This window comes from Candidatus Falkowbacteria bacterium (genome assembly GCA_013336275.1).
In the GTDB taxonomy this organism is placed as follows: Bacteria; Patescibacteriota; Patescibacteriia; order Patescibacteriales; family GWE2-39-37; genus JAAXUA01.
Map to the genome: position 1 here is coordinate 33429 of JAAXUA010000004.1, position 21244 is coordinate 54672.

Below are 21244 nucleotides of genomic sequence, written 5' to 3' on the forward strand. Positions count from 1 at the left end.
CTTAGCTATATTTTATTACGGTATTGCTGATCGCCTTGACTACTTTCTTGTCGGTTACTGCCGGTAAGAGCTTGGTCTTGGTCGGCTTGACCGTATAGGCGACAGCCACAGCGATGGCCAGCTTCATCTTGGTCGTGACCTTGAGCGCTTTGCCGTCAAGCAAGCCGCGGAACAGACCCGGAAACACCAAAGCATTATTGACCTGATTCGGCAGGTCCGAACGCCCGGTACCGACGATGCTAGCGCCGCCAGCATAAGCTTCTTCCGGCATTATTTCCGGAACCGGGTTAGCCATGGCAAAAATGATCGGGCCTCCGTTCATCGTGCTGACCATATTCTGCGTTACTAGATTGCCCTTGGAAACCCCGACGAAGACGTCGGCGCCGACCAGCGCCTCGGTCAACCCGCCCTTGATCTTCTTCTTGTTGGTGGCTTTGGCGATTTCGGCCTTGAATCCGTTCATGCCGGTGCGCCCGCGATAGATGGTGCCAGAAGAGTCGAGCAATATCACATCCTTGACTCCCTGTTCCAAAAGCAGCCTGGTTATGGCGATGCCGGCAGCACCGGCCCCATTGACCACGACTGTCAGCTCCTTCATCACCTTGCCGGTGACGCGGCAAGCGTTGATCAACGCAGCCAGCGTAACTATGGCCGTGCCGTCCTGGTCGTCGTGAAAGACCGGGATCGGCAGCTCCTTCTCGAGCTGGGCCAGGATGTCGAAACAGCGCGGCGCCGAAATGTCCTCAAGATTGATGCCGGCGAAGCTCGGCGCGATCATCTTGCAGAACTTGATTATTTCCTCTGGCACGGTCGAATCGATGCACAACGGAATCGCATCGATACCGGCGAATTCCTTGAAGATGATGGCCTTACCCTCCATCACCGGCATCGCCGCCTCCGGGCCGAGATCGCCTAATCCGAGGATCGCGGTACCGTCGGAAACAACCGCCACCTGATTCGATCGGTTGGTCAGCACCCAGGACTGGGTCACGTCCTTGCCGATTGCCCGACAAACCTCGGCTACCCCTGGAGTATAGGCGACCGAAAGATCGTCCTTAGTCTTCAGCGGAACCTTGGATCTGATTTCGATCTTGCCGCGCTTTTTCTTATGAAGCGCCAGCGATTTTTGATAGTAATCCATATTTTTCTAATATTAGCTTCTGATTATTTATATGATAACATGCGGCCAAAACACTTAAATAGTGTACCTTACTGGGATTTAAAAATAAAGACAAACCTCGCAAGCGTAAAGGCTCATAAACAAATACAATTCCAAAGGCTCGGCGTTACTTTGCCGGAATCGGCACCTGATCACGCCAACCAAGCGGATTGCTATTTGAGATATTTTTTGCCTTTAAGCCTTTCCGGCAAGTACTCCTGATCCTCCTTGTAATCGTGATCCGGTGAATACTTATAACCTTTCCCGTAATCCAGATCCTTCATCAGCTTGGTCGGCGCGTTGCGTATGTGCAGCGGTACCGGCAGATTGCCATATTCGCGCACATCAGCCGCGGCCTGGTTGTAGGCTTTGTAAAGCTCGTTCGACTTCTGGCACTTGGCCAGATATACGACCACCTGAGCCAGAATGACGTTGCATTCCGGCAAACCGATGAAATGGCAAGCCTGATATCCCGCCACGGCCTGCTCGAGCGCTCGCGAATTGGCCAGGCCGATATCTTCAGAAGCGAACCGCACCAAGCGCCGCGCAATATACAAGGGCTCCTCGCCAGCTTCGACCATTCGCGCCAACCAATAGAGTGCGCCATCGGCGTCCGAGCCGCGCAACGATTTATGAAGCGCAGAGATGATATTGTAATGTTCTTCCCCATCCTTGTCATAAAAGACATAAGACTTCTGCAGGGCTTCTTTGACTGTTTCAAGGGTGATGTTCTTGCTGACGCTGGCAGCGTACTCTAGCACATTCAGGGCGCGCCTGGCGTCTCCATTGGCCAATTCGGAGATGCGCTGGACGGCCTCATCGCTGATTTTTATTTCCTGTCCGCCCAGACCTTGCACCTCATCGCTCAAGGCTCCGCGGATGATGCCGCCGATATCTTCGGCGGCCAACTGCTTCAAGACGAAAACTCGGCAGCGCGAAAGCAAAGCGCCGCGCACTTCGAAGCTCGGATTCTCGGTCGTAGCACCGATCAAAACGATCGTGCCTTTCTCAAGATGCGGCAATAAACCGTCCTGCTGCGCTTTGTTCCAGCGGTGGATCTCATCGATAAAAAGTATTGTCCTGATGCCGTTCTCTTTATCGGTTTCAGCCCGCTCGATGATCTGGCGCAAGTCCTTGACCCCGCTGTTCACGGCGCTGATCTGCACGAAATGAGATTCCGTCTGCTGGGCGATGATATATGCCAGGGTGGTCTTGCCCGAACCTGGCGGTCCCCAGAAAATCATAGAAGGCAGCCGATCGTTCTCGATCGCCTGCCTCAAGAGTTTGCCCTCGCCGATGATATCTTCCTGCCCGAAAAAACCCTCAAAGGTTCTCGGTCGCATGCGGTCGGCGAGCGGTGAATTTTGATCCTGGTCAGCCATTTGCGGTCACTGGCGTACTGTCGCCTCCGAATCGACGTTCGCGCTTGTTAAACTCCTCGATCAATCCGGCCGCATCCAATTCCTCGAAATCCGGCCAGTATTTCTTAAGAAAGACTAATTCGCTGTATGCCGACTGCCATAGCAGAAAGCCGGACAGGCGCTGTTCGCCCGAAGTCCGAACTATCATGTCAGGATCAGGAAGGTCCGGCTGATAGAAATATTTCTTAAGCATGCCTTCGTGCACCTGTTCCTCGGTAATGCCGTTCTGAACCATTTTTTTGATAGCATCGATAATCTCCGGCCGTCCGCCGTAATTAAGACAGATATTCAAGATGCCATCGCGGTTGCCCTGAGTCTTAGCCATCGCCTCCTGACAGGCTTCCGGCAAGTCTCCAGGAAGCTCAGCAATGCGCCCGGACAAGAGGATACGAAACCCCTGCTCGTTGGCCAAGCCGATCTCCTCATCGATAGCCTGCTTCAATAATTTCATCAGGTAATTGACCTCATCAGCCGCCCGATTCCAATTCTCAGTCGAAAAAGCGTAAATCGACAAGACTTTTACCCCACGGCTGAAAAACCACTGCGGCACTTCCTGCATCTTCTTGTAGCCCTTATAATGCCCCTCGAAACTAGGGAGATTGCGCTCCTTGGCCCAGCGGCGGTTGCCATCGATGATGATAGCGATGTGCTCAGGAATTTTTTGTGAATTCTTTTTTGCGTCCAGCATATTCGATCAGTCCTAAGACGTTATATGATACTTACTTGATTATCTTTACCAATTTCACCTTGTCGCCTGCTCCGCTGACGATCTTGACCTGGTCCTTGGCGACGCTGAACCAATCAGCAAGATAGCGGACCAGCTCCAGATTGGCTTTGCCCTGCTCCGGCGCAGCCGCCACATCGACCTTGATCGTGTCCCCCTCTTCTCCAGCTAGGATTCCCTTGGCCTCGGTGGCTTGAGCGCCAGGCCGGACCTTCAGCCGAAGATAAACCTCCCCCTTCTCCTTGAATTCCTTGGCTAATTCGGTGAACATTTATTTATCTTTAGTGGTGAATAAGATCGCATTCGGGATGTCGCGCCCTGGCCCAGCCATCATCTCGTCATTATAGAAAAGGGCCGTCGAATAGCCTCCGTCCAAGTTGATGGCATATTCCATGCCCAAAGCCTGCAATACCGATGCCAAATCCGGTACAGTAGCCTTGTAGGTATTGATGATATAAAGCTTCCCATCTTTGTAGCCGAGCGCGCCTTTGGTCGACCGCCCGTTCTTCTGCTTGGCATCGACTTCCCAATCGATCAGGACGTTCATGCCATTCTCGATGATGCGCGGCTTATTGCCGATAGCCGCCTGCAGCTTGACGCCGTGGGCCGACTCGAAAGACTCGACGCTCTTGAAATCACGGCTATCCTTGTAATAATAAAACTTGTTGTTCTGGTCAAAGGCCATGATCGGCCCGGTGGTCCACCACTTGAACTGATCATCATTGATCATGACCTGCTCGCGTGAATTATAGACCGGAAAGAAATAGTAATTCTTCTTCTCGGCACTGGTGTCGAAATAAGTCCCATTGACCGCGGCGAAGGCCGTCGGGTGCTCCTCGACATAACCGAGAAGCGGCTTGGCTTTGCAGCCGGTCTTGCAATTGAAATTATCGGCCGTCGCCGTGACTATCCGCAACCCCGGATTGGATAAATCAATGGACACTATATCAGTCTGGAAGGTGCCGCTCTTTGCTGCCACCGCCTTATGTTCATAGCTTGAGTAGCGGTCTACCGCTTCGCTTGAGCCCTGCTTATGAATGAAGGCCAAGTCCTTGAGTCTGACTCCGAGTCCGAGCCTCCTCATGACGGCATAGGCATCATTCGGCCGCCCGAGATAATATCTCTTCAAGTCGAGCGGGTTGATGTACCAAGCCTCGCCGTTGCGCTCGACTTCGAGAATTATCTTTCCCGACAGGGCTTTGGCCAATGCTTTATTGCCCTCGACCGGCATCCCCTCCTGGGCGATCTGCTGGAAATCCTTTTCTGTCACACCCACGCCAAGCCGACGCATAACATTGAAGGCGTCGGTCGGTCGGCCCAGGTAATGGCGCTTCAAATCAGCCGGGTTGACATACCAAGCCTCGCCCTTGCCCTGGACATTGATGAGTATCCGCCCCGAAAGACGGCTGGCCAAACTATCAGCGCTCGCGTTATGCGGCGCCAATAAGTTAAGCGAAAAGAATATTATTGCCCAATATCTTTTTTCCATGTCGGGCTGCGCGGAACCTGCCTGCCGGCAGGCAGGTCGAACCGCAATAATAATAAGGTCGGGATACCCGGAATCGAACCGGGACCATACGAACCCGAATCGTACGTACTACCACTATACTATATCCCGTGATGGCCCCATTGTTCTTTGAAAGCTCATACAGATTGTCTGACTTTTAGGAATTATCTTTCTTGCGCATACGTACCCGTCTAAGCAAAAAGATAATTCCTAAAAGTCAGACTGACGAAACTTTTATTTCAGGGGGTCCAAAATTTTGCTGAGCACGAAATTCACTATCGACAGCAGGATGCCGAACAGTAAGGCATTCAAAAAGCCGCCCACATCGAAACCCTTGACGATCGTTCCAGCCAAGAGGATCAGCAAAGCGTTGATCACGAATGTGAACAGGCCCAAAGTGAGGATGTTGATCGGCAAAGTCACTATCACCAGGATTGGCTTCAGTAAAACGTTAATCAATCCCAAGACAGCCGCCAGTATCAAGGCCGACCAAAGACCGGCAATCACTACGCCGGGTATAAGGTAAGCTGAAATCATTATCGACGCCGTCAGCGTCAACCATTTTAATATTATTCCCATGGTTTATATTCTATAGCTTAATCTCCATTAAGGCAAGGGCGCATAAATATAATATATTAAATATTAGCCAAAAAAATGAAAAATATCTTGACAAAAACATTGAAATATAATATAGCTATACCACAAGCTTTTTCATCCACTGAATAGACCCCAAAGGAGGACAACATGAACGACCTGGTAATGAGTAAAGCGATGTTCTTTAGCACGATCGTGCTGCCGTTTTTCGGCGGCTGGCTCTTCGCCTGGCTATCGTCCAGGTTTCTGGTAAACGTACTGCTATCGCACTACCGCAATTATCTTGCGATACTCTGCACGATGGTCTGCGCAGTGATCGGAACTTACTGCTTCCAGTGGATCAACTTCCTGATCGTCAACAAACTGTTTCTTCTGGACATGATCAGGCTCAAAGATGCTCAAAGCTTCACTGTCGATGCCCTGCCATCGCTCCTATGCTTCGCCTTCTTCATGAGAAGGAGCTACAAAAAAATCACTCAGCCTTGTCGCTGAAAGCAAAACGGCCAGTCTCGCATGAGACTGGCCGCCTTTTTATCCTAAGCTCTTATTTCTTTAACTCGATCTTCTCGATGACCACATCGCTCAGCGGATGGTCATTCTGGTTCGTCTCGACGCCCTCGATCTTGTCAACGACATCCATGCCCTTAGTGATCTGGCCGAAGTTAGTATGCTTGCCGTCAAGCCAGGGAGTTGCTGGGGAGGTCACGATGAAAAACTGCGATCCATTAGTATTCGGTCCGGCGTTGGCCATGGCCAAGCTGCCGCGAATCAGTTGGTGCTTATTGAACTCATCTTCGAAGCGGTAATCAGGTCCGCCAGTGCCATGAGTTGACCAGTCGCTGGATTTGGAATTAGGATCGCCGCCCTGGATCATGAAATCCTTGATGACGCGATGGAACTTGGTTCCATCATAGAAGCCAAGCTTGGCAAGATTCAAGAAATTGTTCACGGTCTTTGGCGAATCGGCACCGTAAAGTTCAACTTCAAGGTCGCCAAGACTGGTCTTGAGCACGGCGTACTTATACTCCTTGGCCAGGTCTTCGAATTTTGATCGATCGATAATCATATTATTGTTATTAATTATTTCTTCCTGGGTAGCTGACGCGTTATCAGCATCGGACGGCTGTCCCGACGTCTTCTCTGTTGCCTTAGCGGAATCAGATGAATAATAATTATCGGATCGCGTTTGTGCCGTGTCGGCAGAACCGCATCCGGTCGCAACCAGCAATGCTAGCGCCAGCAAGGGGATAATCTTTTGCATAGTTTATGCGTTTATTGAATATTAATTAAAATAATTAGCAGTATTCGGGTTGATTCTGCTCCTCTTGGTCCTTATGAACCCTGCGAAGAACCGATGACTCGACCGCCGTCGTGATTCTTATTAAGGCTCAGACTCGTAAAGATCAGATAGAACATCTCCAGCTGGTTCATGATCGCTTTGATGAACATCTTCTGCTCCTTGGTCAGGTCTTGCTTCGGCATCAGGCAATACACCCTGAAATCGAGATTGGTATGGCCTGAATCGAAACAGGTGTACCCTTCCGGCAAAGTGCCGTCGATCAATTGCCTGACGTTGACATCGTGGCGCAGCGTCGACTGACCCTGCTGGTTGCCCCGGGTCTTGCAATGCTCAGCCAACAGTTTGGAAACGCCAGGCTCCACCACCTTGAAGCAGATCCAGGGTATGTCCGTCGTGGCCAAAACCTTGTCGGCCAAAAAATCAAGGATGTATTTGAGTTCGCTCTTGCTCTCCGGATATTTCTTGACCTCGCTGAAAACGGAACGGATTTCCTCGATCTGCACGTTCAGCTGGCCGATATATTGGAACGCCTCGGAGATTTTCTCCTCCAGGCCCAATTTATCCTGTTTCAAGACCTCCAATTCCTCAAGATTCTTGGCCACTTCGCGCCGGTATAGGCTATAAACGATATACGCGGCCGCGAATAAGCCGAGAGACAGCACGATGCTCGTCATCGTTTCGCGCGAAAAGGAACGGGTGATGAAATAACTATTAAAGACAATCAACAGTAAGATAATGACCAGGAGGCCGAAGTAGATGCGTTCGAGAATCTTGATACTCTTTGTCATGTGGTTATCTTTATTTTGGTCAAGGAATCCCGACCATCCGAAAAAACTTTATCTTTTTATACCCAGAATCCTTTTTTCAGTTCCTGATCGTCCTCCATTTTTTTCTCCTCAATTTTCTCCTTGGCCCGCTCGCGCAATTCGGCCAGATCCAATTTCGATAACTCCTGGCTGCGCGAAGACAAATATTCCTTAGTGTTCAGATCGGGCTCCTCGATGACTTCGGAAAGCAAAGTGTCTAATATGGCGCCGATTTTCGGCCCGGGCGGCATGCCCAAATCTTGCATCAGGTCGTTGCCGTCTATTTTCAACATCTTGACCGAAATAGGATCGTTGCTGACCTTTTCTATCATATACTCCAGGTGCCTCAATTTGTATGGCTTGGCCTTGGCCACGCCCGAGCCGAGACGATCGCCGATACGCAGATCGATCAGATCTTTCAGGTTTTCCCGGCCGACCTTCACGATCAAGCGGCGGACAGCCGCGGCCGTAACCTCGTCGACATTATAATAGAACATATGGTTCTTGACCAGATTGGTTATCTTGTCGGCGTCTTCGTTGGAGAATTTCAGTCTGGTCGTCATCTTCCTGACTACTTTGGAGCCGATATAATCATGATTATAGAAAGTGGCATCGCCGTCTTTCATCGCCCTAGTCTGCGGCTTCGCCACGTCATGCAGCAAAGTAGCCAGGCGTACGCGCCAATCCTTGCTCGGGCAATATTTCAAGGACAGCACGCAGTGAGTGAAGACGGTGTGGACATGGTGCTTATTCTGGGCCACGCCGACACCGCGCTCAAGCTCGGGCATGACATACTGAAGCATCTTGAGCTCATGCAACTTCATGATTCCCTCGTACGGCTTGTCTGATGACAGGATCTTTATCAGCTCGTCACGGATCCGCTCGTTAGCTATGAATTTCAGTCCGCCAGCCAGCTTAGCCATCGCGCGCTCAGTCTTGGGCTCGATGTCGAACCCGAGCTGGCACGAGAACCTAACCGCGCGCATCAGCCGCAAAGAATCTTCTTTGAACCGGTCAGTCGGCTCGCCGACCGCCCTGATGACACGCTTGCCTAAATCCTTCTTTCCGCCGAACAGATCGATTATCTCATAATCGCTTTCCGCCAATTCTGATTTGCCAGACAGGAGCTTCAGGGCCATGGCATTGATGGTGAAGTCGCGACGAGCCAGATCCTTGTCGACCGCATCCTCGAATTTGACTTCATCCGGATGGCGACGATCAGAATAGCCTTGCTCGCTGCGATAGGTCGTAATCTCGAGCACCTCCAAGGTTTCGCCGGCCTCATCCTTGATCGGTAACAGCACCGTGCCGAAATCGTTCTCATATTTGCCGTCAGCAAAAACCCCGAGCACCTGTTCGGGGCGGGCGTTGGTCGTGATATCCCAATCTTTCGGCGTTTTGCCCAGCAACAAGTCGCGGACGCAACCACCTACGACAAAAGCCTCATAGCCGTCTTTTTCCAGTCTGGATATCGTCTTGCTGACAAATTCAGGAATATTCATAATAAACTAATATTAGCCAGTCACCTGGCCTTGCACCATTATCATAATGGATAAAACCGGTTCCGTCAAAGAACTTTATTGGCAAATGATTAAGGCCGTGTTAAGTTATTATCATGGAAAAGTCTATCATCTATCTATTTGGCAACCCGCTGTTGGCCGAAGACAATCTGCCGCTCCAGCTTGAACCTGCGCTCAAGCTGGCTTTTCCGCGGTTCGATTTCATCTGGCAGGACCCGAACGAGAATCTCCGACCGGACAACGGCGAGCTGATCATTATCGATACGGTCGTCGGCCCCGAAGAAGTGATTGTCCTGACCGACTTGGAAAAGATCGAGCGTTCTCCCAATTATTCCCTGCACGATCTCGATCTCGGCTTCAACCTGAAACTGCTGTCCAAGATCGGTCTGCTGGATAAAGTGACGATCTTCGGACTACCGGCCGGAGGGGACAGTGTCAGGACTTTCGAACAGCTCTCCCGCAAAATCAAGGAAATCTTATAAAAACGCCCCGGCTGACCGGGGCGTTTGCTTATTTCCAATTGATCTTGAGGAAATGGGAAGCGCACGACATGCAGGGGTCGTAGGCTCGGATCATCTTCTCCATCTCCTTGCGTATCTTATTCTCAAGCACCGTCCTGTCGTCGTCAAGCGCGCACAGATTAGTTACGGCCTGGCGGACGTCTTCGCGCATATTGACCAAGTTCTGTGCGGTCGGAATGATCAGATTGGCATAACGCACCTTGCCGCCATTGACACCCAGCCAGTAGTATAAGGTCCCTCGTGGCGCCTCGATCACGCCGACGCCTTCGCCGTCCATGACCGTCGGTTTGACGATCTCCTCTTTCTTGAAATCGTATTTCTGCAGCAATTCGATCGAATGGTCGATGGAGTGCAGTATTTCAACCGCCTGAGCGAGGTTGTTATGATAGATATTGTCCGATGGAAACACCGCCAAATATTTAGCCGCATCGCGTTTCGTGTCGGCATGCATCGCATCCTTGTTCAGATTCAGCCTAGCCAACGAGCCGACCATGAACTCTTCCCCCTCGAATTCGAAGCCTGAAGCCTGGGAATAAGGGATAATTACCTTGTGCAAATGGTCCCAGTAATTCTTCTCCTCGATTACGGCCCCGGTCGTGCTCTTGATCTTGCCTTCCAAATAAGAAAAGTCATCCGTAACCAACGCGACGAAGTTGGTCTTGCGCTTCAGCTCCCAATCGCACTTATAGAATATCTCGCAGAGGTCAAGGACCATCGGTCTGATGCTTCTGAGTTCCTCGATCGTCGGCGCGATCTTCTCCTTCTCCGGCACATGACTGAAACCGCCAACCATCTCATAAGTCGCATGGACCGAGCGTCCAGCCACCAGAGTCGAGAGGTTGTTGCCCGCCTCTTTGACATGAAGCGCTTGATGAATCAGCTCTTTGTGCTCTTCCGGAATGTCCAAGGCCGAGTCGACGCCGAACAAGTCAGGCGCCACGAAGAAGTAAAGGTGCAAGGCGTGATCGCGGATCATCAAGCTGTGCATCGTCAATTTGCGCAGCACCGATGTCTGCTCGGTAATCTTGATGCCCAAAGTCTTCTCTACCGCCTCGGTGCAGGCAGTCAGATGAGCGATCGAACAGGTGCCGCAGATACGTGACACGAGAGTGGGCACGGCCAAAGCCGATTGGCCTTTGACAGCCTCCTCGAAAAAGCGCAGATTTTCCATGACCCGCAGATCGACATCGACGACCTTGCCATCTTTGATGACGACATCCAGGTCGGCGTGTCCCTCGATCTTCGAGAGTTTGTTGATGCTAACGTTCAAATCGCAAGTATGCATAGTGTTTGCTAAGTTTATTAGGCGTTCAAGTGCTTTTCGAAAACCTCGATGAATTTCTTCTCATCGATCGGGCAGCCTGGAATGTTGTCATCTACGGTAACCGCATCCTTCAAGGCCAGGCACTTGGGCAAGTAGCTGAACTCCTTGAGCTTAGGCTGGATGCGCTCCAACTGTTCGGCATTGAAGTTGTTCCTCTGCCCCGACGGAAAGGCCGTCATGGCGCAGGTGCCCATGGCGATCAATATCTTGGTGTTTTCGCGGATCTTGATTACCTCGCGCAAGTCACGTTCCGAAGAGATGACGCCCTCGATCAGGACGATATCGAAATCCTTGATCTCGACCTTGTCTTTCATCGATAGGAAATATTTTATCTCCATTTTCTCGAGCCAGCCGACCAGCTTCTTGTTGAAAATCTCGATCAGATAGATACTGCAACCCTCGTCGCAAGTTATGGAGAAGACACCGACTTTTTTCTTTGGTTGGTTCATATTATATTCTTTTTAGCCATTTTAAGATTGCCCAAGCGATGGCGCCGCCGATGACCGCCGTCACGAATTGTGGCCAGCTCATTATCTGAGCCACTTTGGGCGCTAATTCCTGCTTGAGCAGCAGCCCGGTCACGAATCTGACCGATATGAGCAGGAAGGCGAATTTCAAGCCGGCACCGACCAGGACTCCTGTCCAATAGGCCCGTTGCGGCTCGACGATCGTATTGTAAAACCAATCTACAGTGATGATGAATATCACATTGCTCAGCATGATGAAAGGTACTGCTGGAGCCAAGATCGCTGGCAAGAGACCTCCGGCCAAAGCCATCATGCTCGGGATCAAGGCCACCACCAAGGCGCTGCGGATGCCGACGATGAACAGTATCAGGATCAGGATGGCGTTGATGATGGGCCCGCTGATCGGCTGGAGATGGACGATCAACGGAACGGTCATGGCGGTAGCCGACAATCCCAAAAACCAAGTTATAGTCTTGGTGTCGACTTTTTCCAATTCTTCTTCCTCGGTCAAGCCCCCTTCGCCTGCGGCTGACGCCTCCTCTTCGGCCAAAGCCTCCAATTCATCTTTACCGACCTTTTCAATCGGCTGCTCGTCATTGAAATAATCCATATTACCTTCTTTTTATATATTTCGTATGCAAGACGCCGTGCTCCAAGGCCTTGCCTCGCTGCTCGAGCCAAGCCAAGACCCTCTTGACCCCTTGGTTCTTGTGCGCCTCACGCACAGGCATGTCGCGGTCAATCCCCAACAAGGCAGCCGCGCGGGCCTTGCGGATGGCATCGGTAGTCGGGATCGGTTCTCCGCCGCCGCCGATGCAGCCGCCTGGGCAGGACATGACCTCGATATAATCGAATTCCTTGAGTCTTGGCTCGAAATCCTTCCAATGCCCGATGCCGTTGATGACAGCCACTTTCAGCTTACGCTGTCCCATCTCGACTGTCGCTTCCTTGATGCCGTCCAGGCCGCGCGCATCCAAAAATTCCAAGCGGTCATGGCAGAGCGGACTGTCTTCGCCGCAGATCACGGCTTGGGCAGTGCGCAGAGCTGACTCCATTACTCCTCCGGAACCGCCATACAGCGCTGCCGCTCCGGTATATTCTCCCAACGGCTCATCCGCCTTGATGCCTTTCAGTTTTGCGAAATCGATATTGGCTGTCTTGATCATGAAGGCCAACTCGCGCGTAGTCAGGACGTAATCGACAGGATTATTGCCATCGACCTTGAGCTCTGCGCGGGCAGCTTCGTACTTCTTGGCTGTACAGGGCATGACCGAAACGACGACGATGTTCTTCGGATCGATCTTGGCTTGCTCGGCCCAGAATGTCTTGATGATGCCTCCAAGATGGATCTGCGGCGAACGCGAGGTCGTCAGGTTCGGTATCAGGTCGGGGCGATAATACTCGACGTAACGCACCCAAGCCGGGCAGCAAGAAGTCAGCATCGGCATGGTGCCGTTGCTCTTTATCCGCTCGATCAATTCGCCTGCCTCAACCATGGTCGTGACATCCGCAGCGAAATTGACATCAAAAACATATCTGAAGCCCAGAAGCTTCATCGCTTCGACCAGCTGTTCGGTTACGATCGCGCCGTAAGGCAGGTTGAACTCCTCGCCGATCGAGACTCGGATCGACGGCGCGAATTGGATGACGACGGTCTTCTTCCCTTCCTTGATTATTTTCTGAACCTCTTGATAGTGGTATTGCTCCTGCGCCGAACTGACCGGGCAATGTACGGCGCACTGGCCGCACAGGATGCAGGCGACGTTCTTGTCATCGGTCGGGCATATTTCCTGATCAGAGCCCTTGCCCTTGATCTGCAGATAATTGATCTTCTGCAGCTTGGAACAGGCGTCGATGCAGTTGCGGCAATCGATGCATTGCGTGCCGTCAAGCTCGACCGCGTTCTCGAATTTATAGGTCTGGCGGCTGCCCTTGCGGTCTTTGAAGGTAGTTAAAAGTATCTTGTATTTGGCCGAATAGGCCAAGAGCTTGCAATTCAAGCGCCAGACGCAGGTGGCGCACTTCTCGATATGCTCGGCGAAAATCATCTCCAGATTGAGATTGCGCGAACGGATGACGCGGTCGGAAGCAGTCTGGATTTCCATTCCTTCAGCAACCGGCGTCGAGCAGGAGGTGGCCAGATTGCGCCGGCCCTTGATTTCGACAACGCAGACGCGGCAGTTGGCCTTGTGCGGGAAGTCGGGATGCTCGCACAGGCTAGGGATCTCGACGCCGTTGGCTGCAGCTGCCTCCAACACTGTCTGACCAGGCAGACAGCTGACTTTTTTGCCGTCGATAGTGATATTTATTTTCTGTTCTGGCATTTGATGGTTCGTATCGATTATTTGACCGGCTGGTCCGTGCCCTTGGTCAATTTATAAATCGCGCCGCCGGCAAGCGCCATGATCAAAAGCACGGCGAAAGCGCGCAACAAGCCCTCGGTAGAATCAGCGTCGAGATTCACGACCTTGGTGGCGACCAGAACGCCGAAAACCGCCAAGGCGATAACTAAGAAAACCAGACCGAAACGGATGAATGTATTCATATGTTTGATTATTTATGCTCAGGCGATAACGCCTTGATTTCCTTATATAGCAGATAGCCGAAGATGGTATATACCGGTCCGATCAGGCTATCGAACATCCGCGAAAGCAGCTGCTTGGCCGCTTCACCCGGCAAGAAGCCGATTGACCAATTGACGATATAATAGATGGCCAGATTCAAAAGCAGTAACAGCGCGTATTTACCGAAAAGGGGGCCGAAAAACTTAGCCACCAGCCGCTTGCTCTGCCTGACTGACTCGGTAACTGTCTTCTCCTCATAGACAAAGACATAGGAGGAAAATACGTAAAAAAGGATATAGATAAGCCCGGGAATCGCCAACGGCAGAGCATAGGAAATAGTAGAGACGATTTCGGCATCAGAGCCGAACGGTTGCCCGTGCCTGACCAAAAGCCCGACCATGGCGGCGATGAACGGCAGCATCCACATGAAAATCAGCGCCCTTACATAGACATACAGCTTGGCATAGCCCAAGGCTAACGCTTTGGCGTGCTTGAACAGCTTCTTGATTTCAGGTGCGCCCTTCTCCTTGAGAGCTGATAGCAGCGCCACCTGGCAGATCGAATAGATATAGATTGTCAGAGCCACGACGGCTACCCAGAAAAGCAAGGCCAAAACTGACCGAAGCCCCATTCTGAGACCGACGGCCCTGAAAACGAAATAATTCGCTCCCGCCAGTATCAAGGAATTCATCATCAGAACAGCAGCCACCGGCAAGATGAGACGAGCCTTGCGGCCGTAAATGGACAATGACTCCCTGAGCAACTGCTCGAATTCGCTCAATTTTCCGTCTGGCTTAACGACACGTGTCTTGGGTCGATAGATTGGACTCATATGATTATTTTAGTTAAAGCAGCTCGTAATCAGTTTCTTGGTTCCTAGCGGCAGATTGGTCTTGCTCTCTGGATATGCGGCTAGGATATTCTTAATATAACTGATGATCGGTATCGGCACTGCGCTGCCCAGACCGCAAAAGGCTGAATCGTTCAGATTAGCCAGGAGATCGGCGGCCATGGGCCAATTCGGCTTATCCTCCTCAAGGATTTCAGCCAGACGATAGGTGCCTTCACGGCAAGAAGTGCATTGCCCACAAGACTCGGTCTTGAAAAACTTGATCCACTGCTTCATAAGCTCTTGGGGCCTGTATTTGGATAAGCTGTAAATGCGGATCGAACCGGCGCCGATGGCCGGCTTATCAAGCTGCTTGCTCGACCAGACCTCGCCGGAACCGTCGCCGCCCACTTGGACGAAGAATTCATATTTCGGATAATTATTGGTCTGCTTCAGGATTTCGCCGACTGTCATGTCGGCCGGGAAACCGAATACTCCTTCATAAAGACAGTCTCCGCCCACGGTATGGAAGCGCAAATTCTTGAATTCGCCGCGATTGGCCAGGCTGACGTTGTAAAATGTCTCGACGTTATTGACCAATGTCGGACAGCCATACAGACCGGAAGTCACCGGGAAGGGCGGGCGCAGGCGCGGCTCGGCCCGCTTGCCCTCGATCACGTTAAGCACGGTCGTCTCTTCCCCGCCGATATAGCCGGCTTCGTGCGGCTTGGCAAAAAGCTCGATCGGCGCCCTGGCGCTCATGATCTCGTCTTCCAACAGTTTTTTGTACTTCTTGTAATATTCTTGATTGAGATAGAAAATCCCCTTCTCGGCGCCGAGGAACTCGATGGCCAAACGCATGCCGTCGATGATGCGGTCCGGATAATGCCAAATCAGCCAGCCGTCCTTTTTCGGTCCCGGTTCGCCTTCGGAGCAGTTGCAGACGACGTATTTCTTGGCGCCCTGGGCGTCCTTGACCATCTGCCATTTGTCGGCCACCGGAAAACCGGCCCCGCCTCGCCCGACCAGTTTCGCTTGCTTGATTTTTTCTAGTATTTCCATCAGAAAATTAATCTGAAGCCGCTATATTAGCTTTTTCTTGCCCACGAATTCGCAAACGTCGGCCAAGCGGCAGGAATAGCCCCATTCGTTGTCATACCAGGCAACGATCTTGAGCAAGTCTCCGCCCAAAACCTTGGTCAAGGACAGGTCGACGATCGAGCTGGCCGGATTGCCGACGATATCAGAAGAGACAATCGGCTCATCGGTCGCCACCAGCACGCCTTTCAGTTTCGGCGACTTGGTCGCGGCCTTGATGGCCTTGTTGACGATATCGGCATCGACATTCTTCTTGAGGATATAGACCACGTCGCAGAGCGACCCGGTCGGAGTCGGCACGCGCATGGCGCCGCCATCGAAGTTACCCTTGAGCGACGGGATGGTCTCGGCCACGGCGATAGCGGCGCCGGTCGAGGTCGGAACGATGTTCAACGCAGCGGCCCGAGCGCGCCTGAGATCCTTATGCGGCCCGTCAACCAGATTCTGGTCAGCGGTATAGGAATGGACCGTAGTCATGATCGCCTTCTTGATGCCGAATTCCTTCTCGATGACTGAAGTCACCGGAGCTAAGCAGTTGGTGGTGCAGGAAGCCATGGAGAAAACGGTATCTGCCTTGGTCAGCTGTTCTTCATTGACTCCCAAGACGATCGTCTTGACGTCGCCGCCTTTGGCTGGCGCGGAGATGACTACCTTCTTGGCGCCGGCAGTCAGATGCATGCCAGCTTCGTCCTGCTTGACGAAGCGGCCGGTCGACTCGATGACCATATCGACCTTCAAAGCCTTCCATGGCAGCTGGGTCGGATCCTTTACGGCGTAAACCGGATACCGCACGCCATCAACCAAAATCGCATCCTTGGTGTGGCCGATTTTCTTATCATAAATACCGTAGCAGGAATCGTACTTCAATAGATGAGCCAAAGTCTCGGTATCTGTCAGGTCATTGATAGCGACGACTTTAATGCTCTTCTTCTCGAGCAAAGCTTTGAAAGAGGCGCGGCCAATCCGGCCGAATCCATTGATGGCGACATTCATAATATTGTCTAATGATTAATAATCGATTGCATAAATTATAGCATAAAATCCCCAAAAACTAAAAACAGCCCGCTGTCTAGCGGGCTGTTTTTTATCCCTATTCATTCAAAGTAAAAATCCCTGACTTGATCACTTCCTTGAATTCCTGTTCCGAGGTCGACCAGTCGCTAACTTTGAGCAAGAAAGCGTCTTTTTCCTTCCCGTTCATCAGTTCTGGCACGCTCCGCTTCTGCTTCAGCGGAAAAATACGGACCGTGGTCGTGCCCGGTTCCATAAACAGGCCGATGGCCAAACTCTCCTGGGTATCACGCGAAAAATATTGGTCGAAGATGAAATTTCCTAAAGAGTAAAAAATAGGCTTGCCCTTATACCTCTCGATGCCCTGAGTCACATGAGGATGATGGCCGATAACCGCATCGGCACCCGCGTCTACCAAGGCATGTCCGAGGGCTTGCTGCTTTTTGGAAAACTGATGGGTGTATTCGGTACCCCAGTGTACGTTCACCAAGACAAAATCGTTCTGCTTCTTAGCTTCAGCCACTTTCAGCTTAGCAGCCGCTGAATCAAGATCGCCATAGACCATGCTGAAACCGAGCAAGGCGATCTTCGTGCCATTCAGTTCCTTTACCGCACCGCTGCAATCGCCGATCTGCCTATCCGCACACCCCGAATACCCGAACCCAAGCGCTGACAGATTCGTTCTCGTCTCCGTTACGCCCTTCTGGCCCTGATCGGTCAAGTGGTTATTGGCCAGATTAAAAAAATTAAAACCATATTGCTTGAAGCTGGCGACGGTTGCCGGCTTGAAAGCGAAGTCATTGGTCAACTGCAGAGCATAGTGGGCCCCTTTGTCGGTAACCGCTCCCTCCAAATTGGCTGACACCAAGTCATAATCCTTGAAAAATTTGCCGCTTTCACCGCTCAAGCCGCCCATGAGCGAGGCGATATCATCATTCTTGATCCTCGTCGCAACATGGCGGTCGATCATGATATCGCCGAAAAATAGCCCGGAAAAACCCTTGTCCGCTACGGCCGCTGGCTCGATCTCTGAAGTTGAGGCTACCACGGCCGAGGGCTGGGACTCGACCGTCTTAATCTTGTTCTTGGCAATGGCTGGTACGTGCGTAAGCCGACTCACCTCGTCGCCGCTTGAACGGGGCCACCACAAAAAGGCGGAGGCAGCCAAAAGCGAAACTGCGGTAATTGCATATAGCCGATATTTTCTTTCCATGTCCCAATTATACCACTGTAAACAAAAAAGCCCCAAATCGGGGCTTTTCAGATATGTAATCAATCTTGCTTTCTTTTGTTGCGGTCCAGATCTATCTCGACGATACTCCAACCGCCTTTGCCGTCCTCGTCATGGAATTTGACGTTGACCGACCGCTTGAGATAGTGATGGCTGACGACTTCGCCGCGGCGGCCGTCGACGTTGACGACTGTGCCGATCGGCGGGAATTCCTTGGCCGAGGCTTCGTAACCCTTAAGCTCGTAAGCCAGGCAGCACATCAGGCGGCCGCAGGCCCCGGAAATCCTATCCGAACCGCGATGCTCGCATTGCTGCGCCTCGGCCATCTCCGAAGTGATCGAGATGAAGTCGGTCAGGAACGTGCGGCAGCACAGCGGCTTACCGCAATGGCCGCAGTCGCCGCAGAGGCGGGCCTCATCGCGGATACCGATCTGCTGCAAGCGGATCGTGCGGTTGAAGGCGCGGGTCAGATCCTTGACCAAGTCACGGAAATCGACCCGGCCATCGGCAATGAAGGCGATGGTCAGTTTCGAGCCATCGGCTGAGAACATCAAATCCACCAGCTTCATATCCAGGTTATGCCTTTCGGCCAGCTGTTTGCTCTCGCGCAGAATGCGCTCACGCTCCTCATTCGACGGCTGGCGCTCCAGCTCATCGACCGAGGCCTTGCGCAGGACTGTCAGCGGTTCGGCGCTGTTGCGGCAGCCGGCGCACTTCTCTTCCTGCTCGAAGCCTAGGACTTCCGCAATCTCATTGCCCTGATCGGTCTTCACGACGACATGCTCGCCGACATTCAAGGAATGGCCGTCCGGATTGACGTAAATCGCTTTGTCCCAAGGCGTGAGTTTTATTTTAGCAAGACGCATGGATATGTCTTAAAGCGCGAAGCGCACGAATTTCTCGACCTTGGCTCCGGCCAAAAGGTCCTTGATCTTCTTAGTATCGTCCTTGATGAATTCCTGTTCGGTCAGGCAGACTTCTTCATAGTATTTATTGATCTTGCCGGTCATGATCTTCTCGATCATCGCCTCCGGCTTGCCCTCCTTCTTCAGCTGCTCGGCATAGATATCCTTCTCGCGCTGGAGTTCCTCGGCAGCTACCTCACCCGGCACAGAGCACTTCGGATTGGCGGCAGCAACCTGCATGGCCAGATCCCGAGCCAGCTCCTGCGCATTCGGGCGGTCGAGGGCGACCAAAGCGCCGATCTGCTCGCCAGCGTGGGAATAAGCTGCGACCGTTCCGCCGGAAGTCAGGGTAGCATATTGTTTCAATTCGATCTTCTCGCCTACGACCGAGCTCAAAGCTTCGATTGCCTGGCCGACAGTGCCGGCGTTGTCCAGATCGATATCCATCAAAGCCTCTTTAGAATCGACACGTGCCGCTTTGACTACCTCGAGCAGCTTGGCTGCGAAGGCCTGGAACTGCTCGCTGCGCACCACGAAATCGGTCTCAGCGCAGACAGAAAACATATAACCTTCGTTATTGTCTTCGTTAGTCGCGACTTTGACCAGGCCTTCGCCGGTCTCGCGATCGCTCCTCTTAGCGGCTTTGGCGATGCCTTTCTTGCGCAGGACGTCCATCGCCTGTTCGAGATCGCCATTGGCCTCGGTCAAGGCGTTCTTACAGTCGGCCATGCCGGCGCCGGATTTTTCACGGAGTTCCTTAATGAGTTCGAGTGAAATAGCCATATGTATATGAGCTTAAAATTATTAGCGAACAAAAGCAGCCCCCCCCCTCTGGAAGCTTTACTGCTTTTCAGTGGTTGTCGGAGCGACCTTAGCCTTGTCACGGCCGGTCTGGAGGGCCTGTCCGACGAGAGCCAAGATCATCTTGATGGTCTTGGTCGCATCGTCGTTCGACGGTATGATATGAGTGATGTTTTGCGGATTGACGTTGGTATCGCAGATGGCGATGATCGGAATCTGGCGCTTCAGGGCTTCGGTAACGGCAGTCTCTTCTTCCTTGATGTCCCAAACGAACATCATGTCAGGAGCCTTGTTCAGGTTGACCAAGCCGCCGACCTTCTTGTCCAGACGGGCGATCTCGCGATCGATCTGCAAACGTTCTTTCTTGGTATACTTGTCCAGCTTGCCAGCTTCTTTTTCAGCTGTCAGCGTCTTGTACTTCTGGATCGCCTTGCGGATGACGGCGAAGTTGGTGATGGTGCCGCCCAGCCAGCCTTCATTGACGAAAGGCATGCCAGACTCTAAAGCGACCTGCTTCAGCGAAGCCTTGACCTGGGTCTTGGAACCGACCAAGAGGACGGTCTTGCCGTCAGCGGCAGCCTGTTCAAGGACGTTCAAGGCCTCGACCAGCATGCGGCGGCTTTTTGCCAGGTTGATGACGTGCACGCCGTTGCGTGAACCGAAAATGTATGGCGCCATCTTGGGGTGCCATTTGGAGGTGCGGTGGCCGAAATGCATACCAGCCTTAAGCATTTCCTCCAGTGTTGGGAGTTCGTACATGTGTTTTCCTTTTTTGCCTCTGCTTCCTGATCATCCGCCAAATGGCAGACAAGGAAATAATGGAAGCATGAGAGATTTATAAATTAGAAAGACCTCGTACGTATTACGAGGAACTAGGCTTATACTATAATGTTTATCCCTTCCTGTCAACTATTGACAAATATAATATAATATGCTATATTAGTAAGTATCATTAATAGTCGTGCCAAAATTCTACTTAATATTAGGTAAATAATACCCTTAGCCCTTCCCTGTCTCTTTTGTCCATCCAGACGTCTTGACAAATAGGCTAATCTCTCATATTATATAAAAGCTTTTAACTTCGGTGAAAAGGCTTTTTATTTTTATTTTATATCCTAATTTCGAATATGAAACAGGCAACCCACCCGGCATACTACCCGGAAGCGAAAGTCAGCTGCGCTTGCGGCAATACCTTTGTCACTGGTTCGACCGAGGCCGAGATCAAGACCGAACTCTGCTCCGCTTGCCATCCGTTCTACACCGGCAAGCAGAAGCTGATCGATACCGCCCGTCGCGTCGAGAAGTTCCAAGCCAAAAAGAGCACTGCCAAGACTGAGATCCGCTCCAAGAAAGCCAAGCTCGCCACCAAGGCCGAGGCCAAGGCTGGCAAGAAGAACGAAAAATAGCGACTTCACAAACGGTTATCTTGTTTTTGTATGGTATAATGGTTATACCGTATTGA

General features: G+C 51.8%; 24 protein-coding genes and 1 tRNA gene. 3 read left to right on the forward strand and 22 right to left on the reverse strand.

Features of this window, described 5'->3' with window-relative positions:
* Position 1 precedes the first annotated feature (1 nt).
* The 7 genes from HGA34_03950 to HGA34_03980 form a co-directional block, all read right to left on the reverse strand.
* Entirely contained in the window at positions 2 to 1141 is a 1140-nt protein-coding gene (locus tag HGA34_03950) for an NADP-dependent malic enzyme (protein ID NTW22661.1), read from the reverse strand.
* A 191-nt stretch (positions 1142 to 1332) separates the two neighbouring features.
* On the reverse strand, positions 1333 to 2541 hold the full coding sequence (locus tag HGA34_03955) for a replication-associated recombination protein A (protein ID NTW22662.1): 1209 nt from the start codon (positions 2539 to 2541) through the stop codon (positions 1333 to 1335).
* Entirely contained in the window at positions 2534 to 3268 is a 735-nt protein-coding gene (gene uppS / locus HGA34_03960) for a di-trans,poly-cis-decaprenylcistransferase (protein ID NTW22663.1), read from the reverse strand. Before uppS ends, HGA34_03955 begins: the two co-directional genes overlap by 8 nt.
* A gap of 31 nt (positions 3269 to 3299) precedes the next feature.
* A complete protein-coding gene (locus HGA34_03965; GenBank protein NTW22664.1) occupies positions 3300 to 3575 on the reverse strand; it encodes a DUF167 domain-containing protein in 276 nt (91 codons plus the stop codon).
* Positions 3576 to 4793 (reverse strand): phosphodiester glycosidase family protein, encoded by a 1218-nt coding sequence (locus HGA34_03970; protein ID NTW22665.1) that lies wholly within the window; start codon positions 4791 to 4793, stop codon positions 3576 to 3578.
* 58 nt (positions 4794 to 4851) lie between these two features.
* A tRNA-Pro gene (locus HGA34_03975) sits at positions 4852 to 4922 on the reverse strand.
* A gap of 123 nt (positions 4923 to 5045) precedes the next feature.
* Positions 5046 to 5390, reverse strand: coding sequence for a phage holin family protein (locus HGA34_03980; GenBank protein NTW22666.1), 345 nt, complete (start codon positions 5388 to 5390; stop codon positions 5046 to 5048).
* 165 nt (positions 5391 to 5555) lie between these two features.
* Between HGA34_03980 and HGA34_03985 the strand changes: the two genes are divergently transcribed.
* Entirely contained in the window at positions 5556 to 5897 is a 342-nt protein-coding gene (locus tag HGA34_03985) for a hypothetical protein (GenBank protein ID NTW22667.1), read from the forward strand.
* Between the two features lie 52 nt (positions 5898 to 5949).
* Here the strand turns inward: HGA34_03985 and HGA34_03990 are convergent, their stop codons facing one another.
* From HGA34_03990 to HGA34_04000, 3 genes are all read right to left on the reverse strand, one after another.
* Positions 5950 to 6471, reverse strand: coding sequence for a peptidylprolyl isomerase (locus HGA34_03990; GenBank protein NTW22668.1), 522 nt, complete (start codon positions 6469 to 6471; stop codon positions 5950 to 5952).
* 266 nt (positions 6472 to 6737) lie between these two features.
* The gene (locus HGA34_03995) at positions 6738 to 7493 is read right to left on the reverse strand and encodes a hypothetical protein (GenBank protein NTW22669.1); all 756 of its coding nucleotides are present in this window, start codon (positions 7491 to 7493) and stop codon (positions 6738 to 6740) included.
* Between the two features lie 56 nt (positions 7494 to 7549).
* On the reverse strand, positions 7550 to 9013 hold the full coding sequence (locus tag HGA34_04000) for a CCA tRNA nucleotidyltransferase (protein ID NTW22670.1): 1464 nt from the start codon (positions 9011 to 9013) through the stop codon (positions 7550 to 7552).
* Positions 9014 to 9126: 113 nt separating this feature from the next.
* Here HGA34_04000 and HGA34_04005 point away from each other — a divergent pair, with 113 nt between their 5' ends.
* The gene (locus HGA34_04005; protein ID NTW22671.1) at positions 9127 to 9513 is read left to right on the forward strand and encodes a hypothetical protein; all 387 of its coding nucleotides are present in this window, start codon (positions 9127 to 9129) and stop codon (positions 9511 to 9513) included.
* Between the two features lie 28 nt (positions 9514 to 9541).
* Here HGA34_04005 and HGA34_04010 read toward each other — a convergent pair whose 3' ends face one another.
* From HGA34_04010 to rpsB, 12 genes are all read right to left on the reverse strand, one after another.
* Positions 9542 to 10837: a hypothetical protein gene (locus tag HGA34_04010; GenBank protein NTW22672.1), complete on the reverse strand. Its 1296-nt coding sequence runs from the start codon at positions 10835 to 10837 to the stop codon at positions 9542 to 9544.
* A gap of 17 nt (positions 10838 to 10854) precedes the next feature.
* Positions 10855 to 11325, reverse strand: coding sequence for a hypothetical protein (locus tag HGA34_04015; protein ID NTW22673.1), 471 nt, complete (start codon positions 11323 to 11325; stop codon positions 10855 to 10857).
* Between the two features lies 1 nt (position 11326).
* Entirely contained in the window at positions 11327 to 11953 is a 627-nt protein-coding gene (locus HGA34_04020) for a hypothetical protein (protein NTW22674.1), read from the reverse strand.
* A 1-nt stretch (position 11954) separates the two neighbouring features.
* On the reverse strand, positions 11955 to 13667 hold the full coding sequence (locus tag HGA34_04025) for a ferredoxin (GenBank protein NTW22675.1): 1713 nt from the start codon (positions 13665 to 13667) through the stop codon (positions 11955 to 11957).
* Positions 13668 to 13684: 17 nt separating this feature from the next.
* The gene (locus tag HGA34_04030) at positions 13685 to 13888 is read right to left on the reverse strand and encodes a hypothetical protein (GenBank protein ID NTW22676.1); all 204 of its coding nucleotides are present in this window, start codon (positions 13886 to 13888) and stop codon (positions 13685 to 13687) included.
* 8 nt (positions 13889 to 13896) lie between these two features.
* Complete coding sequence (locus HGA34_04035) at positions 13897 to 14739, reverse strand: hypothetical protein (GenBank protein NTW22677.1); 843 nt, start codon at positions 14737 to 14739, stop codon at positions 13897 to 13899.
* 9 nt (positions 14740 to 14748) lie between these two features.
* Complete coding sequence (locus HGA34_04040) at positions 14749 to 15798, reverse strand: hypothetical protein (GenBank protein ID NTW22678.1); 1050 nt, start codon at positions 15796 to 15798, stop codon at positions 14749 to 14751.
* A gap of 21 nt (positions 15799 to 15819) precedes the next feature.
* Entirely contained in the window at positions 15820 to 16827 is a 1008-nt protein-coding gene (gene gap / locus HGA34_04045) for a type I glyceraldehyde-3-phosphate dehydrogenase (GenBank protein NTW22679.1), read from the reverse strand.
* Positions 16828 to 16924: 97 nt separating this feature from the next.
* Positions 16925 to 18058 carry a CapA family protein gene (locus HGA34_04050; GenBank protein ID NTW22680.1) on the reverse strand — a complete coding sequence of 378 codons (1134 nt, stop codon included), beginning with the start codon at positions 18056 to 18058 and terminating at the stop codon, positions 16925 to 16927.
* Between the two features lie 59 nt (positions 18059 to 18117).
* Positions 18118 to 18942 (reverse strand): hypothetical protein, encoded by an 825-nt coding sequence (locus tag HGA34_04055; GenBank protein NTW22681.1) that lies wholly within the window; start codon positions 18940 to 18942, stop codon positions 18118 to 18120.
* Positions 18943 to 18951: 9 nt separating this feature from the next.
* On the reverse strand, positions 18952 to 19764 hold the full coding sequence (locus HGA34_04060; GenBank protein NTW22682.1) for an elongation factor Ts: 813 nt from the start codon (positions 19762 to 19764) through the stop codon (positions 18952 to 18954).
* Between the two features lie 57 nt (positions 19765 to 19821).
* Complete coding sequence (gene rpsB / locus HGA34_04065; GenBank protein ID NTW22683.1) at positions 19822 to 20541, reverse strand: 30S ribosomal protein S2; 720 nt, start codon at positions 20539 to 20541, stop codon at positions 19822 to 19824.
* Positions 20542 to 20909: 368 nt separating this feature from the next.
* Here rpsB and rpmE point away from each other — a divergent pair, with 368 nt between their 5' ends.
* Positions 20910 to 21188 carry a 50S ribosomal protein L31 gene (gene rpmE, locus HGA34_04070; GenBank protein ID NTW22684.1) on the forward strand — a complete coding sequence of 93 codons (279 nt, stop codon included), beginning with the start codon at positions 20910 to 20912 and terminating at the stop codon, positions 21186 to 21188.
* Positions 21189 to 21244 lie beyond the last annotated feature (56 nt).

Bases quoted from the DNA above. Each gene is read 5' to 3' on its own strand.
- HGA34_04005 (NTW22671.1), top strand. From the start codon at position 9,127: ATGGAAAAGTCTATCATCTATCTATTTGGCAACCCGCTGTTGGCCGAA.
- HGA34_03965 (NTW22664.1), bottom strand. From the start codon at position 3,575: ATGTTCACCGAATTAGCCAAGGAATTCAAGGAGAAGGGGGAGGTTTAT.
- HGA34_04020 (NTW22674.1), bottom strand. From the start codon at position 11,953: ATGGATTATTTCAATGACGAGCAGCCGATTGAAAAGGTCGGTAAAGAT.
- HGA34_03970 (NTW22665.1), bottom strand. From the start codon at position 4,793: ATGGAAAAAAGATATTGGGCAATAATATTCTTTTCGCTTAACTTATTG.
- HGA34_04050 (NTW22680.1), bottom strand. From the start codon at position 18,058: ATGGAAAGAAAATATCGGCTATATGCAATTACCGCAGTTTCGCTTTTG.
- HGA34_03985 (NTW22667.1), top strand. From the start codon at position 5,556: ATGAACGACCTGGTAATGAGTAAAGCGATGTTCTTTAGCACGATCGTG.
- HGA34_04040 (NTW22678.1), bottom strand. From the start codon at position 15,798: ATGGAAATACTAGAAAAAATCAAGCAAGCGAAACTGGTCGGGCGAGGC.
- uppS (NTW22663.1), bottom strand. From the start codon at position 3,268: ATGCTGGACGCAAAAAAGAATTCACAAAAAATTCCTGAGCACATCGCT.
- HGA34_03950 (NTW22661.1), bottom strand. From the start codon at position 1,141: ATGGATTACTATCAAAAATCGCTGGCGCTTCATAAGAAAAAGCGCGGC.
- HGA34_04055 (NTW22681.1), bottom strand. From the start codon at position 18,942: ATGCGTCTTGCTAAAATAAAACTCACGCCTTGGGACAAAGCGATTTAC.
- HGA34_04035 (NTW22677.1), bottom strand. From the start codon at position 14,739: ATGAGTCCAATCTATCGACCCAAGACACGTGTCGTTAAGCCAGACGGA.
- gap (NTW22679.1), bottom strand. From the start codon at position 16,827: ATGAATGTCGCCATCAATGGATTCGGCCGGATTGGCCGCGCCTCTTTC.
- HGA34_04030 (NTW22676.1), bottom strand. From the start codon at position 13,888: ATGAATACATTCATCCGTTTCGGTCTGGTTTTCTTAGTTATCGCCTTG.
- HGA34_04025 (NTW22675.1), bottom strand. From the start codon at position 13,667: ATGCCAGAACAGAAAATAAATATCACTATCGACGGCAAAAAAGTCAGC.
- HGA34_04010 (NTW22672.1), bottom strand. From the start codon at position 10,837: ATGCATACTTGCGATTTGAACGTTAGCATCAACAAACTCTCGAAGATC.
- HGA34_03955 (NTW22662.1), bottom strand. From the start codon at position 2,541: ATGGCTGACCAGGATCAAAATTCACCGCTCGCCGACCGCATGCGACCG.
- HGA34_04060 (NTW22682.1), bottom strand. From the start codon at position 19,764: ATGGCTATTTCACTCGAACTCATTAAGGAACTCCGTGAAAAATCCGGC.
- rpmE (NTW22684.1), top strand. From the start codon at position 20,910: ATGAAACAGGCAACCCACCCGGCATACTACCCGGAAGCGAAAGTCAGC.
- HGA34_04015 (NTW22673.1), bottom strand. From the start codon at position 11,325: ATGAACCAACCAAAGAAAAAAGTCGGTGTCTTCTCCATAACTTGCGAC.
- HGA34_03980 (NTW22666.1), bottom strand. From the start codon at position 5,390: ATGGGAATAATATTAAAATGGTTGACGCTGACGGCGTCGATAATGATT.
- HGA34_03990 (NTW22668.1), bottom strand. From the start codon at position 6,471: ATGATTATCGATCGATCAAAATTCGAAGACCTGGCCAAGGAGTATAAG.
- HGA34_04000 (NTW22670.1), bottom strand. From the start codon at position 9,013: ATGAATATTCCTGAATTTGTCAGCAAGACGATATCCAGACTGGAAAAA.
- rpsB (NTW22683.1), bottom strand. From the start codon at position 20,541: ATGTACGAACTCCCAACACTGGAGGAAATGCTTAAGGCTGGTATGCAT.
- HGA34_03995 (NTW22669.1), bottom strand. From the start codon at position 7,493: ATGACAAAGAGTATCAAGATTCTCGAACGCATCTACTTCGGCCTCCTG.